Origin of the sequence: Collinsella sp. CLA-ER-H8 (assembly GCF_040092335.1) — a bacterium.
Lineage (GTDB): Bacteria > Actinomycetota > Coriobacteriia > Coriobacteriales > Coriobacteriaceae > Collinsella.
Genome location: NZ_JBBNLU010000011.1, coordinates 39131 through 54934, shown reverse-complemented (window position 1 = coordinate 54934; position 15804 = coordinate 39131). Strand labels below are relative to the sequence as shown.

The 15804-nt window shown below is 62.6% G+C and carries 13 protein-coding genes; 2 read left to right on the top strand and 11 right to left on the bottom strand.

Annotated elements, in window-relative coordinates; genetic code table 11:
- Window positions 1-30: 30 nt before the first annotated feature.
- The 9 genes from hisE to hisG all read right to left on the bottom strand — a co-directional run bounded on the left by hisE (window position 31) and on the right by hisG (window position 8138).
- Window positions 31-348: a phosphoribosyl-ATP diphosphatase gene (hisE, locus tag AAAX72_RS07640; RefSeq protein WP_006235893.1), complete on the bottom strand. Its 318-nt coding sequence runs from the start codon at window positions 346-348 to the stop codon at window positions 31-33.
- 46 nt (window positions 349-394) lie between these two features.
- The gene (gene hisI, locus AAAX72_RS07635) at window positions 395-724 is read right to left on the bottom strand and encodes a phosphoribosyl-AMP cyclohydrolase (RefSeq protein ID WP_055285578.1); all 330 of its coding nucleotides are present in this window, start codon (window positions 722-724) and stop codon (window positions 395-397) included.
- A 142-nt stretch (window positions 725-866) separates the two neighbouring features.
- Window positions 867-1649 (bottom strand): imidazole glycerol phosphate synthase subunit HisF, encoded by a 783-nt coding sequence (hisF, locus tag AAAX72_RS07630; RefSeq protein ID WP_349129818.1) that lies wholly within the window; start codon window positions 1647-1649, stop codon window positions 867-869.
- Window positions 1650-1652: 3 nt separating this feature from the next.
- On the bottom strand, window positions 1653-2396 hold the full coding sequence (locus AAAX72_RS07625) for a HisA/HisF-related TIM barrel protein (protein ID WP_349129817.1): 744 nt from the start codon (window positions 2394-2396) through the stop codon (window positions 1653-1655).
- Entirely contained in the window at window positions 2393-3094 is a 702-nt protein-coding gene (locus AAAX72_RS07620) for an imidazole glycerol phosphate synthase subunit HisH (RefSeq protein WP_195361817.1), read from the bottom strand. Before AAAX72_RS07620 ends, AAAX72_RS07625 begins: the two co-directional genes overlap by 4 nt.
- 81 nt (window positions 3095-3175) lie before the next feature.
- Window positions 3176-3763 (bottom strand): imidazoleglycerol-phosphate dehydratase HisB, encoded by a 588-nt coding sequence (hisB, locus tag AAAX72_RS07615; RefSeq protein ID WP_152067997.1) that lies wholly within the window; start codon window positions 3761-3763, stop codon window positions 3176-3178.
- Window positions 3764-4879, bottom strand: a complete 1116-nt coding sequence (gene hisC, locus AAAX72_RS07610) for a histidinol-phosphate transaminase (RefSeq protein ID WP_349129816.1) — start codon at window positions 4877-4879, stop codon at window positions 3764-3766.
- Window position 4880: 1 nt separating this feature from the next.
- Window positions 4881-6317, bottom strand: a complete 1437-nt coding sequence (gene hisD, locus AAAX72_RS07605; protein ID WP_349129815.1) for a histidinol dehydrogenase — start codon at window positions 6315-6317, stop codon at window positions 4881-4883.
- A 105-nt stretch (window positions 6318-6422) separates the two neighbouring features.
- On the bottom strand, window positions 6423-8138 hold the full coding sequence (gene hisG / locus AAAX72_RS07600; RefSeq protein ID WP_349129813.1) for an ATP phosphoribosyltransferase: 1716 nt from the start codon (window positions 8136-8138) through the stop codon (window positions 6423-6425).
- A 395-nt stretch (window positions 8139-8533) separates the two neighbouring features.
- Between hisG and AAAX72_RS07595 the strand changes: the two genes are divergently transcribed.
- On the top strand, window positions 8534-10660 hold the full coding sequence (locus AAAX72_RS07595; protein ID WP_349110699.1) for an MMPL family transporter: 2127 nt from the start codon (window positions 8534-8536) through the stop codon (window positions 10658-10660).
- A 32-nt stretch (window positions 10661-10692) separates the two neighbouring features.
- Window positions 10693-13122: a hypothetical protein gene (locus AAAX72_RS07590; RefSeq protein WP_349129812.1), complete on the top strand. Its 2430-nt coding sequence runs from the start codon at window positions 10693-10695 to the stop codon at window positions 13120-13122.
- 439 nt (window positions 13123-13561) lie between these two features.
- Here the strand turns inward: AAAX72_RS07590 and AAAX72_RS07585 are convergent, their stop codons facing one another.
- A complete protein-coding gene (locus AAAX72_RS07585; protein WP_117770657.1) occupies window positions 13562-14623 on the bottom strand; it encodes an SIS domain-containing protein in 1062 nt (353 codons plus the stop codon).
- Window positions 14624-14890: 267 nt separating this feature from the next.
- Complete coding sequence (locus AAAX72_RS07580) at window positions 14891-15736, bottom strand: sugar phosphate isomerase/epimerase family protein (protein WP_117770651.1); 846 nt, start codon at window positions 15734-15736, stop codon at window positions 14891-14893.
- Between the last annotated feature and the right edge of the window lie 68 nt (window positions 15737-15804).

Here is a 15804-nt window from a genome sequence, read left to right as displayed (position 1 = left end):
CGTTACACCAACAAAGACTGTCCCAAACGACTAGTGGCGGCGGGCGTTGAGTTCGCCGGCCAGCTCGTCGAGGGTAATGCCGTAGCGCTCAAGCGTCACGAGCAAGTGGTAGACCAGGTCGCCAGCCTCGTAGCGGATGTGATCGTGATCGTTATCCTTGCAGGCCATGATCACCTCGCTCGCCTCCTCGGCAAGCTTCTTGAGCAGCTCGTCCTCGACGTCGGTCAGCAGGCGAGCGGTATAGCTCTCCTGCGGCGATGCGTCGCGACGGCCGTGAATCACCTCGGCGAGCCCCGTCAGCGTCTCACCGATATTTCCATCCTGAACGTTTGCGGTGCGCACACCCATAGTTCAATCCTTTCTGGTTGGCCGAGCGTCTAATCGAGCGCCCGCCCTACGCGAGTTTCTTAAAGAAGCAGGTACGGTTGCCGGTATGGCAGGCCGGACCCGGCGAGTCAACCTTGACCAGCAGCGTATCGCTATCGCAGTCGGCCCAAAGCTCCTTGACCTCCTGCATATTGCCGCTCGTCGCGCCCTTGTTCCAGAGCTCCTGGCGACTGCGGCTCCAAAACCACGTGGTACCGGTCTTGAGCGTCAGCCCCACCGACTCCTCGTTCATCCAAGCAACCATAAGCACCTCGCCGGTGTCATACTGCTGAACCACACAAGGAATCAGCCCCTTGGCGTCGTATGTAAGCTTTGAAGGATCGGTTATCTCTTCCATTTCTCTTCCCAAGTTCAAACTTCGCAGGTCGGTGAGGGTTGTCCAGGTGCCCGAGATTCCGAGCGACAAGCCCGACGACGCGTACTTAAGTACGCGAGGAGGGTTGGAGCCGGAAGGTCGGGTGCCTGGGCAAGCCGCAGCATTAGAAGTCCAGCCTCACAGGAATACCTTGAGAGGCCATATACTCTTTGACTTCGCGAATGCTGAACGTCCCAAAGTGAAAGACGCTCGCCGCCAGCACGGCATCGGCCTCGCCCTCAATCACGCCCTCGGCAAAATGCTCGAGCGCGCCCACACCGCCGCTCGCAATCACCGGAATCGGCACCGCGCGCGCCACGGCGCGGGTGAGCGCCAGGTCAAATCCGGCCTTGGTGCCGTCGCGGTCCATACTGGTGAGCAGGATCTCGCCGGCGCCGCGACGAGCCGCCTCCTCGGCCCACGCCACCGCGTCGATGCCCGTGGCGTTGCGGCCGCCCGCCGTGAAGACCTCCCACTTGTCGGCACCAGATGCGCCGGGCAAACCGACGCGCTTGGCATCGATCGCCACGACCACGGCCTGGCTACCAAACGCCGCGGCAGCCTGGCTAATCAGCGACGGGTCGCGCACGGCGGCAGAGTTGAGCGACACCTTGTCGGCACCGGCTGCAACCATGGTGCGCATGCCCGCCAGGTCGCGAAAACCGCCGCCCACGGTATAGGGAATGGCTAGCTCCTCGGCCGCATGCGCCGCCATCTCGATGGTCGTCGCACGGTTGTCGCTCGTGGCGGTCATGTCCAAGAAGACGACCTCGTCCGCACCCTCGCGGTCGTAGGCGCGCGCCAGCTCCACCGGATCGCCCGCATCGCGCAAGCTCACAAAGTTGACGCCCTTGACCACACGGCCGTCCTTGACGTCCAGGCAGGGAATCACACGTTTGGTAAGCATGGGCTACTCCTCCCCTCGGGCGGCGGTCAGCGCCTGTACCAGCGTAAAGTTGCCCTCGTAGAGCGCGCGACCGGTAATGGCACCTTCAATCGCGCCCTCACCCACTGCGGCCAGCGCGCGGATGTCGTCGAGCGTCGAGATGCCACCCGATGCCACGACGGGAAAGCCCGCGACCTCGGCCACATGGCGATACGCCGCCACATCGATGCCCGCCTGCATGCCATCGCGCGCAATGTCGGTATACACCAGATGCTTAAAACCCAGCTCGGAAAGCTGCGCCACGGCGTCGTCGAGCGCCACGCCCGCGCCGTCACGCCAGCCATTCACCTTGACCTGGCCGTCGCGTGCGGCAATATCTGCCACCAACAGCTCGCCAAAGCCTTGGGCCGCCACCTCGGCAAAACCCGGCTCGGTCACGAGCACCGTGCCTAGTGCGATGCGGCGCGCACCGTAGCCGGCCAACTCGTCGATGCGCGCGAGCGAGCGGACGCCGCCGCCCACGTCCACGGACAGACCGTTGACGCCGCAGATGGCCTTAATCGCCGCCGAGTTGGCAGCGCATGTGTCCTCGTCCTCGCCAAAGGCAGCGGACAGGTCGACAACGTGCACCCAGCTTGCGCCCTGCTCGGCAAACGAGCGAGCAACGGCCACGGGGTCGTCGGAATATACCTTGCAGCGACTCCGGTCGCCGCGCTCCAGGCGCACGACCTTGCCGCCGATCAGATCGATTGCGGGAAACAGGATCATCGGCCGGCCTCCTCGACGATGTTGACGAAGTTCTTAAGGATGCGCTGACCCAGCGCGGAGGATTTCTCGGGATGGAACTGGCAACCCCACACGTTGCCATGGCGCACGATGCACGGGAAGCTCCGCGTATAGTGCGTGCGCGCCAGCACATCGGCGGCATCGGAATCGTCGGCCACCGCGTAGCTGTGGGTGAAGTACATGTTGGCACCCTCGGCAAAACCAGTAAGCAGCGGATCGGCCGCACCGGCGGGCGTCATGTGCACCTGGTCCCAGCCCACGTGCGGCACCTTCAGGCGGCTCGACTCCAGGCGCGTGCACGAACCGCGCATAATACCCAGGCCATCGACCCAGAGGGCACCGGCCCGCTCGGAGGCGTTGCCGTCGGCGACCGCGCTCTCGCTCGCAGGAACGCCCTCGTTGCCGCGCTCAAAAAACAACTGAAGGCCCAGGCAGATGCCGAGCAACGGAGTTCCGGCGGCAACGGCGTCGAGCACCGCGTCCGCCTCGCCGCCCTCGCGCATAAAGGCGACCGCGTCGTAAAACGCGCCCACGCCCGGGATGACCAGGCCGTCGGCGTTGCGGATCTGCTCCGGATCGTCCGACGTGCAGGCGGCGGCACCGGCGCGCGCAAGCCCGCGCGCAACGCTCGACAAGTTGCCCTTGTGGTAGTCGACCACCACGATCTTCGGTTCGCCCACGCGACCCCTCCCTTATCTCATCGTCCAAAACCACCACAAAGGGGACAGGCACCTTCGTAGTGGTTTTTGCCTTTGTTGCGGTTACAGCGAGCCCTTGGTGCTGGGGATGCCCTGCACGCGGGGATCGAGCTCGCAGGCGTGGCGCATCGTGCGGCCCACGGCCTTAAAGGCGGCCTCGATAATGTGATGCGAGTTGCCGCCCGCCAGCTCGCGCACGTGCAGCGTGAGCTTGGCATCGCGCGCAAAGGCGTAGAAGAACTCGACGGCCAGCTCGGTATCGAAGCTGCCCACGCGCTCGGTCGGCACGGGCAGCTCGCAGTAGGCCTGCCCGCGGCCCGAAATATCAACAGCAGCCATCACAAGCGTCTCGTCCATGGCGATCGCCGCGTCGGCAAAGCGCGTAATGCCCGCCTTGTCGCCCAGCGCCTGGCAAAACGCCTCGCCCAGCACAATACCCGTGTCCTCGACGGTGTGATGTGCATCGACCTCGACGTCGCCCACCGCGTGCACCGTCAGATCGAACAGACCATGGCGGCCAAAAGCGTTGAGCATGTGGTCGAAATACGGCACGCCGGTCGAGATATCGCACACGCCAGATCCGTCCAGGTCGAGCTTTACGACAATGTCGGTCTCGCCCGTCTTGCGGGTTACCTCGGCATAGCGGTCCATCTACATCTCCTCCTTCACCAGCGCGGCAAACGCTGCCAGCACCTCGTCGTTTTCCTGCGGGGTGCCCACGGTAATGCGCAGGCAGTCCGCGAGCCCCGGCGCGTAGCTAAAGTCGCGCACCAAAATTGAATACTCGTCGCGCAGGCGCTCGCGCACGCGCGTGGCATGCGGCGTGCGCACGAGCACAAAGTTCGCCGCGCTCGGCCACGCCTCCACGGGCAAGCCCTCGGCAGCCATCACGCGCAGAGCGGCCAGCTCGCGCTCACGCTCGGATGCGACCTGCGCCACCACAGGTGCGTAGGCATCGCGGGCACGCACGCAGGCAAGTGCTGCCGCCTGGCTCAGCACGTTGACCGAATAGATCTGGCGAATCGCCGCGAACACGTCGATGACCTCGGGCGCCGCGATCACATAGCCCAGGCGCGTGCCGGCGGCGCCGAACGCCTTGGACAGTGTATGCAGAATCACCAGGTTAGGATGCTCGGCAATAAGGCCTTGCGCCGTAGTTGCCGCGCCAAACGAATCGTCGGCAAACTCCACGTAGGCCTCGTCGACCATGACCATGCCGGGGCACGCATCGCACAGCGCCGCGACAAAGTCGAGCGGCGCCACGTCGCCCGTGGGATTGTTGGGTGAGGTCACGATCGCCAGGTTGCACTCGGGTGCGGCCGCGAACACAGCCGCCTGGTCGAGCTCAAAAGTTGCCGGGTCGCGCCACACGTCGCGCACCTCGGTCTGACAGAGCGACGCAAAGAACGCGTACTCGCTAAAGCACGGCGGGCAGTTGAGCAGGGTCCGCCCCGCGCCGCCAAACGCCAGCAGGAAGTTATAGAGTAGCTCGTCGCCGCCGTTGCCCACGCAGATGTTCTCGCGCGTCACGCCATGCCAGGCAGCAAGCTCGTCGCGCAGGTCGTTGGACATGGGATCGGGATAGCGGTTGAGCGGTGCGGCAGCCAAGGCCGCATCAACCGCCTCGCGCACGCCGGCCGGCACGGGATAGGTGTTCTCGTTGGCCGAAAGATTGATGCGCGTGGGCGTAAAGTTGGGATCGTAGGGCTCGATGCCGGTCAAGTAGGGCTGGACGAGCTCCTTCATGCGGGGCGTCAGCTCGGCCATATTAGGCCTCCTCGCCGGTCGCGCCAGCGGCACCGCCCGCAGCCGCCGCCAGGTCCACGCCCTCAGCAACCGTCGCCACGGCGTCGCCCGGCCAGGCGACCTTGGTCAGGTCGGCCGCAGCCAGTGACTCGGCACTCACGGCATCCTCGCCCTGCTCCAGCACGCGACGACGCAGGGCAGCAGAAAGCGCGTGCGCCCACAGGCCCTCGGCCTCGGCTAGACGCTGTGTGGCGGGAGCGTCAGAGAGCAGGCCCTCGGGCGTATAGCAAATGACGCTCGAGCGCTTAACGAACTCTTCGACCGAAAGCGGGTTGGAGAACATGGCCGTGCCGCCGGTTGGCAGCGTGTGGTTGGGACCGGCAACATAATCGCCGAGCGGCTCGGAGCTCCAAGCGCCCACAAAGATGGCGCCGGCGTTGCGAATGCCGCCGAGCAGGCCCATCGCGTCCTTGCAGTGCAGCTCCAAGTGCTCGGGCGCCACGGTATTCACCGCCTCGACGGCGGCAGCCATGTCGGCGGCCACCACGATGGTGCCCTCATTGTCGAGCGAAGCACGCGTGATCTCGGCACGCGGCGACTGCGCCACCAGGATATCGATGCCTGCCTCGACCTCGCGCGCAAACTGCTCGTCGCAGGTCACCAGATAGCAGGCTGCCAGCGGATCGTGCTCGGCCTGGGCCATCAGGTCGGCCGCGACCACCATGGGCTTGGCCGTGGCATCGGCCAGCACGCAGACTTCGGAGGGGCCAGCGACCATGTCGATACCCACGTCGCCCGAGACAATCTGCTTGGCCGCAGCGACAAAGGCGTTGCCCGGGCCGGTGATCTTGTCGACGCGCGGAATAGTCTCGGTGCCGTACGCCAGCGCGGCCACGGCCTGAGCGCCACCCACCATATAGATCTCGTCCACGCCGCCGAGCTTTGCCGCGGCGAGCGTATACGGGCTGATCAGGCCATCTTTCTGCGGCGGGGTCACCATGACCACGCGCTTGACGCCGGCAACCTTGGCGGGAATGGCATTCATGAGCACCGTGGAGGGATACTGCGCGCGACCGCCCGGCACGTAGATGCCGGCCGCCGCGAGCGGGGTCACCTTAACGCCGAGCATCGTGCCGTCCGCACGCGTGGTAAACCAGCTCTGCTCGACCTCGCGCTGGTGGAACTCACGAATCTGGCGTGCAGCCTTTTCGAGCGCCGCGGCAAAAGCGGGATCGAGGCCTTCGAGCGCGGCATCGATCTGCTCTTGCGGCAGACGGAAGCTCTGCAGCTCAACACCGTCAAAACGCTGACAGTAATCGCGCACCGCGGCATCGCCGTTGGCGCGCACGTCGGCCACGATATCGCGGGCGGCGTCGACGATGTTTTGCGGCAGCACACCCTTGCGGTTGAGCTGGTTGGTAACGAGGCGCTCACCGGGAGCAAGCTTGATGGTCTTCATATCGGTATCCCCTATCGGTCGAGGTTGTGTTCGAAAAACGAGAGGCCGGGCGGCGGCGCCAATCGGCCCGCAGCCCAGACGTTGGGACGCCCGTGCGTGCTCGCGCTATTGTGCCGAGCCCGCAACGGGCTCAAAATGCTTGTCCTTCACGGCCGCCGCCAGGCGATCGGCCAAGTTGCGCACGCGCGGGTCCAGGCGCGCGGCACCCGGGTTGACGAAGAATCGCGCCGTGCAGTCCATAATGCGACCGGTAATAACCAGGTCGTTATCGCGCAGCGTGGCGCCCGTGGCGGTGATGTCCACGATACGGTCGGTCATACCGACAATGGGGCCCAACTCGACGTTACCGTGCAGCGAAACGATGTCGGCGTTCACGCCGCGCTCGGCATACCAGGCGCTCGCGATGCGCGGATACTTGGTGGCCACGCGAAGCGACCCACGGCGGGCATAGTTGCGCTCGGCCTGGCCGGCGCGCCACGCGGGCTCCGCCTCGATAAACGTGCACAGGCCGTAGCCCAGGTCGACCAGCTGCAGCAGGTTGAGGTCTGCCTCGATAAGCGAGTCCCAACCGCAGATGCCGCAGTCGGCACCGCCACAGCCCACAAAAGCGGGCGCGTCGCTGGGACGCACGATGACAAACTCGATATCGCCAACCGCACCCTCGCCGGCACGCATGTCGCGGCCGCGCACGATGAGGTGACGGCCGGGGTCACGCAGCTCAGAGACGTCCAGACCTGCGGCCTCGAGCACGTCGAGCGTGTCGACCTTGAGCGAGCCCTTGGGCACGGCAATGCGCAGCGGACCCTCGACGCCACGGCCCACGGCATGGTCACCATCGGAAGCAGCGTCCTCGGCCGAGGTGTGCGCGGCCTCCAGACGCTCGAGCGAAAAGGCGAAGCCCGCCGCCGGCACCTCGATGCCGCCGCCAAATGCACCGGTAAAGATGGAGTCGTAGCGTCCGCCCGAGCCAACCGGATCGGGCAGGCCGCCGGCATAGGCCTTAAAGACCAGGCCCGTGTAGTAATCAAACGAGTTCATGATGGAGAAGTCGAAAGACAGCACCTGGGCATCCTCGGGAGCCAGGCCCTCGACCAGGGCACGCAGCTCGCGCGTAAGCGGCGCGACAATGCCCGCCGCCGCCAGCAGCGCGTCGACGCGGTCGAGCACCTCGGCACCACCGTGCAGGCGCGGCAGCTCGCTAATGGCGACCTTAACGGCCTCGGACTCGGCGCTTTTCGCCACGCGGGCATCGAGGCCCACAAAGTCGTTGGCGTGCACGCAGCGCAGAGCCTCGGCAGCCAGCTCGCGATCCTCGCACGCCGCGAGCAGCTCCTTAAACGGGCGCACGCTACCTGCGATAATGCGCGCATCGGGCAGCGCCAACTTGCGAACGGCCTCGGCCACCAGCGAGACGATCTCGACATCGCCCGCGGTATCGCCCGCGCCGATGAGCTCAAAACCCAGCTGGGTAAATTGACGCGAACCGCCGGCATTGCGCTGGCATTCGCGAACCACCGGCGCCTCATAGCGCAGGCGCAGCGGCAAGTCGGCCGCGCGCATGCGGGTCGAGACCAAACGCACGATCGGCAACGTATTGTCGGGACGAACCACCAACAAGCGGCCGTCATCGTCAAAAAGCTTAAACGGCGTGTCCGCGATACGGCCGCCCTCCTCGAGCGAGCCCTTGTCCTCGAGCAGCGGCGTCTCAACCGGCAGATAATGATGCTCCCTAAAGCAGCCCTTCACCGTCAGCGCGATCTCCTCGCGCGCCTGAGCCTCCTCGGGCAATATGTCCCGGAATCCCCACGGTGTGGCCGTCATCTGGTGAGCCTCCTCATGCTGTGTTGCATACAGAACAAACGACCGGCATAGCTCCGCCGGTCTTTTGGGTACTTTAGCATACTAGAGTGCTTGCGGGGAAAATCCTTGTCCGCAGCTCACACCGTATTCATTTGGAAACATAGGGGCAGACGCTCAGCTAAATCTGACGATTATCTAGGCCAACCAGAAACCATATCCCGTTTTTCGTCTAAAAACTGGGATGCAGTTTCCGCTGAGGACCTTTTCCGAACTGCTTCTGCAGCGGCTGTTTTGGCTCCGGGACCGCGTCAATCGCATATCTTTATGGCGCCTTTATCCTACACATGTTGTATAACTACCAAATGTGGAATATAACAAAGAGCAAAACATAGGCTGAGCGTTATGGAGGATTGAGGTTGAAAGAGAAGCTATTTCGATGGGTCGTGAAGCACCGCAAACCCATCATCGCGTTCTATGCGGTGGCAGCACTGGTATGCCTGTTCCTGCGCCAGTTTGTAGGCGTTAACTACGACATTACGAGCTATCTGCCCGACGAAGCGGCGTCGACCGTCGCTCTGAATACCATGGGTGATGAGTTTGAGGGTGACATTCCCAACTGTCGCGTTATGGTGCCCAATGTCTCGATCGCTCAGGCGCTCAAATACAAGGACAAAATCAAAAAGGTCGACGGCGTCGAGGAGGTCCTATGGCTTGACGACGCGGCAGATATCGATCAGCCGCTTGCCACGCAAGACAAAGACACCGTTGAGACCTATTACAAAAAGAACAACGCCCTGTTTACGGTGACGGTTAATTCCGAAAAGGAGATCGAGGCAACCGACGCTATTCGAGATATCGTGGGCGACGAGGGCGCCATTACGGGCTCGGCCATGTCTAACGCGCTCGCCACCACATCGACCGAGCAGCAGATCAGCATTATCACGGTCGCTGTCATAGCGATTATCTTCGTGATTCTGGTCATCACGACTACCAGCTGGGCCGAACCCATCCTGGTGCTGCTGGGCCTGGGCGTCTCGGTGTTTATCAACTGGGGCACCAACCTCATCTTTGGCGAGATTAGCTTTGTCACCAACTCTGCGGGCTCCATTTTGCAGGTTGCCATCGCGCTGGACTTCTCGGTCTTTTTGCTGCACCGCTTTAACGAGGAGCGTGGCCGCCACGGCAGCGTTGCCGAAGACATGGTGCAGTCGTGCTGTCTGTCCTCGGTCGCCGTGTTTTCGAGCGGTTGCACGGTCTGCATCGGCTTTATCGCGCTTGCCGCCATGCAGTTTAAGATCGGCCCCGACCTTGGTCTTGCCCTTGCAAAGGGTATCGCCATCAGCCTGGTATCGGTCTTTACCTTTGTTCCTTCGATGTTCGTTCAGTTCGATGGCTTTGTGCAAAAATCGCAGCACAGGCCCTTTGTCCCGCCGCTGGGTAAGTTCGCCCGTCTGGTGCTCAAGGTCTGTATCCCCGCTGCCGTCGTGATCCTCGCCGTGGTTTACCCTGCGCGTGTGGCATCGACCTCCAGCGATATCACGTACTACTACGGCACTTCGCACATTTTTGGTTCGGATACGCGGCTTGGTCAGGATATGGACAAGGTCAAGGAGGTCTTTGGCAACTCCGATACCTACGTTGTGCTCGTTCCCCGTGGAGAGGTGAGCGAGGAGCAGGCACTCTCCAATGAGCTCAAGGCGCTCCCCGAGGTCAAGTCCATCCAGAGCTATGTTGACGTTGCGAGTCCCTATATCCCCACGGACATGGCCGAAAAGGACACGCTCGATCTGGTGGAGGGAGAGCACTACAGCCGTTTGGTGCTCACGGTTACCGCGCCCTACGAGGGTCCGAGTACATTTAAGCTGGTCAAGAAGATTCGTTGTATCGCGGACAAACATTATCCGGGTAAGGCAATGCTCGCCGGCGAGGGCGTGAGCACCACCGACCTTAAGGACACCATCACCGTCGATAAGGGCAAGGTCGACCTCATCGCCGTCGTGGCCGTGTTCGCGGTCTTGCTGCTGGCCACCAAGTCGCTGAGCCTGCCGATCATCTTGGTGCTCGTGATTGAGACCTCGATCTGGGTCAACTTTGCTGCACCGCTCTACACCGGTATGCACGAGTTCTTCCTCGCCTACTTAATTGTGAGCTCCATCCAGCTGGGCGTTGCCGTCGACTACGGCATCCTGATTGCTGACCGCTATCGTGAGGACCGCGTGACCATGCATAAGCGCGAAGCGCTACTCGAGACCATGGAAGCTTGCACGATTCCTGTTTTGACCTCTGGATCGGTTCTGCTAATCAGTGGCTTCCTGATCCATGCGATCTCGAGCCACGGCGTGCTCAAGCAGATCGGCTGGTTCCTGGGCGTCGGCGTGAGCATCTCCCTAGTCGCCGTACTCTTTGCGCTGCCGGGTTTCCTGTATGTGCTCGATGGCCTCATCGGCAAGACCACGCTCAAAGCTCATTTTTTGCCCAAGGATGCCCAGGATCCGGTTTCGGATACCACCGAGGCATCGGCTGCGGACGGCTCCGCTCAGTAACGTTTTACAAAGCAGTTGGAAGGAATACCGCAATGCATACCCATACCACTGATACCGCTTCGAAAGAGCTCAAAGCCCAACGCGATCTTGTACGTCGTCCCCATAAGCGCATCGCTGCGCTCGCTCTTGCCGCCGGTCTGACCGTGGCCCTTACCGTTCCCGGTGCCGTTGTGTTCGCCGACGGCGTAGGGTCGACGAGCGCTGCCTCGGCTACGAGTGAACAGATGGCGACGGACTCCGATAACAGCACGCCGGGATATAAGAAAAACCAGGTCGTATACGTCAAAACCGATGCCAACGGCAATCGCACGGGTGTTTACGTGGTCAATAGCTTCGAGGCCAATAAGGGCGTCAAGATCGACGATGCCGGCACCTATAACAAAGTGACCAACCTATCGACGACTCAAAAACTAACGGACGACAGCGGGTCGGTTGCCGTTACGGGCCAGGGAGTGCAGGACTTTGTCTACCAGGGCGATCTGGACAAGAACACTCAGATGCCGTGGAACGTCACCGTGGCATACCAGCTCGATGGCCGCGATATCGACGCCAAGGATTTGGCGGGCAAGAGCGGCAAGCTCACCATGAAGCTCAAGGTCGAAAAGAATGACGACTATACCGGTGGCGATTATGCCGATAACTACCTGGTTCAGATTACCGGTCAGCTTAAGGATGCCGAGGCACACGATATTGAGGCTGAGGGCGCCACGGTTGCTGCCAACGGCTCCAACACGCAGCTTACCTACATGGTGATTCCCGGCAGCACCGGAGACTACACCATTACGACCGATGTTGAGGATTTTGAGTTTGATGGCTGGCAGATTGTCGGCGTGCCGCTGAATCTTGCCATCGATGTGGACTCGAGCAGCATGGATACGAGCCAGCTCGTGGAGCTCTCCAACGGTATTGCTACGGCCAATAGCGGTGCTGGCCAGGTTGCCGACGGTGTCAAGACGCTCGCGGCCTCGCTTGCCACGGCCAATACCGGTGCCGGCACGCTGTCCAGTGGCGCCGCTGCGCTCGCGGCGGGTACGAGTCAGCTCAACGCGCAGGTCCCCACGCTGGTCGAAGGCGTGAGCAACCTTAATGCCGGTGCCGAGGGGGTTAATGCCGGTGCCGTGCAGCTTAAGGGCGGTGCGTCCGATCTTTCGGCGGGCCTTTCCAAGCTGCAGGGGAGCGCACAGCAGATCTCGGGCGGCATAAGTGGAATTGCCGCTGGGTCCGATACGTACGTCGACGCGCTGACGCTGGGCAAGCAGGCTCAGGAGGCAAACCTTGCCAAGGCGCAGGCTGCGGCCAAGGCGGCCCAGGACGCCGTGACCGCTACGTCGGGCAACGCCTACAGCGCGCTGTACGGGCCGCAGGGTCTTACGGCGGCGCTCAGCGGCGAGGGGCAGTACCTTGCCGGTGCACAGCAGGCGCTCGGCGGGGCAAAGCAGGCCGCGAGCGCCATGGGCAACGATGCGGCAAAGGCTAACGCCGAGAGCGCAAAGGCTGGCGCCGAGAGCACCGTTGCATCTATTGCCGCTGCCAAGGCGGCGGTCGCCGATGCTCAGGACGCGCTGGATAACGCGGCCGATCTCAACTCCGCCAAGGCTGCGGCAGCCAAGCTAAGCGAGGCTACGGCACAGCTGGATGCCGCCACCGCAAGTGCCGGCAGTGCTGCTACCAGCGCGGGTGCCGCCGCCACGGCGGCATCGAGCGCCGATGCGACGGGTCTTACCGCGCTTCTCGATTCTGCATCCAATGCCGTTGCGGGCGCGCAGGGTCTTAACACGCAGGTGTCGCAGGGCCTTAAGGGTGCCGAGTCCATGTTTGGCACGCTTACCGATCAGGTTACGACTTTGGCCCAGGCGGCCGGCGCCCAGGGCGGCGCCCAGGGTGCCGTCACCGCGCTCGATAGCGCCATTCAGGGCTACACCACTGTCCAGGATGGCCAACAGCTGAGCCTGGCCGGAGCCATCGCCTATATGAACAGCGCGATCAACCCGGCAAACCCCACGGCCGTGAACCCCGGTCTTGTCGCCGGTGTTGGCTCTGCAGCAACGGGCGCGGGTCAGCTGAGCGATGGCGCCGCGGCTCTTGCCGCGGGCACCGACCAGCTTGCTGCGGGCACACAGCAGCTCAACGGTGCCACGCCCGCGCTTGCCAACGGCGCATCACAGCTCAACAACGGTGCGGCGCAGCTCAAGACAGGTGCTGCTAGCCTTGCTAGCGGCATGAATCTTCTCTCCTCGGGTGCAGGTACGCTTGCCAGCGGCGCATCCGAGCTCGGCAACGGCATGCAGGAGCTTACCGACCGAACGAGCAATCTCGATACTCAGGTCATCGACACCGTTAAGGACAAGATCGAGGAAATGCTCAACCCCGGCTTTACGCCGACGGACTTTGTCAACGGCGAGCAGGGCGGACATATAAATCGCGTGCAGTTTATCTATATGACGGGCGCGATCAGCAAGTAGGCAGCCGCGCCCTTGTGGCGATTGGCATCGATAGCAAGTTATGAGGGGAGGGGCCGTCGGGCATTGTCTCGGCAGCCCCTCTTTGCTGTCAGCGGCCACTTCGCGTCTTTGCAGAAGCTGTACCGCAAGATTTGTGTTTGGAAGGAGACGCGCTTTCTGCAAGGGGCGGAGCGCGGAAAGCATGTCCCGGATTTGATGCTCGGAACGGGATGAGCTTTCCGGATCGGACCCCAAGCGGAAAGCGCGTCCCGTTTCGGGGCTTCAGAATGGGACGCATCCGGAAACCGCATCCCACTCTGAGCCGAAATTCCGGGATGAGATTTCCGCCGAGGACACCCTGCGCCGACGGCAACGCAAAAAGGGCGCCCGCGCGAATGCGGACGCCCTTGTGTAGGGTCGAGATATCAACCAGCCAAGATATCGGCCCTGCGGCCAGCTCTTAGTAGTCGAACTGGTGGTAGTAGCGGCGGTACTTGAGGTTGTGCTTGGTGACCAGCTCGTAGTTGCGCGCGAGGCGGTCGGTGGTCAGCACGGACAGGATCCAGGGGGACACGATGACGCGGAAGTCGTCGTCCAGGCCCGGGATCGCGTACTCGGCGGTGTCGATGATGACGTAGTCCTCGTCGCCGGTCACGCCGCTGGTGAGGAAGGCGCGGACGCGCTCGTCGAGGGCGCGGCACTCGTCCTCTCCCATGAACAGGAACACCGGGACGCCGGGCTCGAGCAGCTCGAGCGTGCCGTGGAAGAAGTCGTGCGAGGTGATATGGCGGATGCGCTTCCACTGCATCTCCTCGAGCAGGCACATGGAGTACAGGATGGTCTCGCCCCACAGCGCGCCCGAGCCGATGAACATGGTGTAGTCGGCCAGCGCGTACTTCCTGGCGAGCTCCTCGGCGCGCGGCTCGAAGCGCTTGCGGATGTCGAGCATGTCCTTCCAGACGTCCTTCGTCTGCTCGATGAACAGGTCGAACTTGGGGAAGCAGCCGCGGCGGTTGAGCAGGCGCAGGCCGAAGCAGTCGGCGAGGTAGTAGCCCTTCTCGCAGCCGCCGGCGCCGTGGTCGGAGGCCATCATGACGCAGTTCTCGGCGCCCACGGCCTGCCCGATCTTGCCCTCGGGGTTGGTCATGGCGAAGACGCGCACGCCCATCTCCCTCATCTTGCCGACGGCCTCGAGCACCTCGGGGGTGGTGCCGGACTCGGAGGCGGTCAGCACGACGGACCTGTCGGTCATGCGCTTGTGGCCCATGACGTTCCACTCGGCGGCGTGGATCAGGTAGACCTCGAGGTCGCGGTCGCCGAACTTGTTCATGAGGTACTCGAGCTGCATGAACTCGTCCCAGGTGCCGCCGACGCCCATCAGGAAGACGGCGTCGTAGCCCTCCTCGTGCACGCGGTCGGCCAGGGCGGTCATCTTCTTGCCGGCCTCGTAGACGTTCCTGCCGTCCTCGAGGTAGCCCTCCTGGTCGAAGTGCATGATCTCGATCTTCTCGGTCTCCTTCATGTGTGTCCTCCCATCACATGTGCGCAATTCTATACATCGCGCTTCTTGCTGATACCAATTATAGCCATACGATTGCTTGTTATTTAATACCAATCCAAACTCACGGAGATTTGCGGCGAACGGTCGGTTTCCTCGCCCGAGTGGTATTACAACGCCAATAGTTGTCTATTTCGAGCGCTACTGCCAACGGGTTCCCCACAACTCGCCAGCTATAAAAGCGTTGCGCCAGACCCGCCCAAGCGTTTCCGGCGCAACCGCGCAGTTTAGTTATTCGGCTTCCATCTCCGCTGTCACACGGCGATACATCTCGATAACCTGAGTCGTCGCCTTGGACGGATCCTGATAGTAGCGGCCATCACACGTCTCGGCCGAGACATAGCCCGTATAGCCGTGGCGCATGAGTGCCTCGAGGTCGGCACGCATATCACGCTCGCCGTCGCCCCAGGCAAGATGCGTCGTGCCACCGCCCACATCTACAAAGTGGGTGTGAACGATCTTGTCGCCCAAAACCTCAAAGTAGCCGTCGATCGTGTCGCCGGCAACTTCCATGGCGCCAAAGTCGATACAGGCCTTCAGGTTGGGACGATCGACCGCCTCGAGGATGCGCGCGACATCCTGTGCGGTGTTGACCAACACGGACTCCGACGGCTGCAGGGCCTCGAGCGCGACGCGAATACCGCGCGTATCGGCGTAGTCGCACACCGAGCGCAGCATGGCAACGCTGCGGGCCCAGGCGTCCTCAGCCGGCTCGTCCAGATAGGCCCAACCACTCGTCACCAGAATCTGCGGCACGCCCAACTCAACGGCAACGTCGATCACATTCTTAAAGTACGAGAGGATGCGTTTTTGGCCCGCCTCACCGCGCACCGCGACGTTCCACGGCTTGGGGTTGTTCTGCTCGGGGCACACGCACACGATCTTGATACCGTATTGGGCGGCAAGATCACGAATCTTATCCACCGAATCGTGCTCATGGCAATCCACATACAGGTGCATCGAGCCGGTCCACAGCTCGATATTGCGATAGCCGGCCTCACCTGCAGCCTTAAAAAACGTCTCGATGCTGTAGTAACGATGGTTGATGTTCATGAGCGAAAGCTCGGGTACGACCATAGCCCTCCCCTTTCGTACGGAGTTTTAAAAAACAGGGGGCCGCCGCAGATGCGACAAGCCCCCCAAAG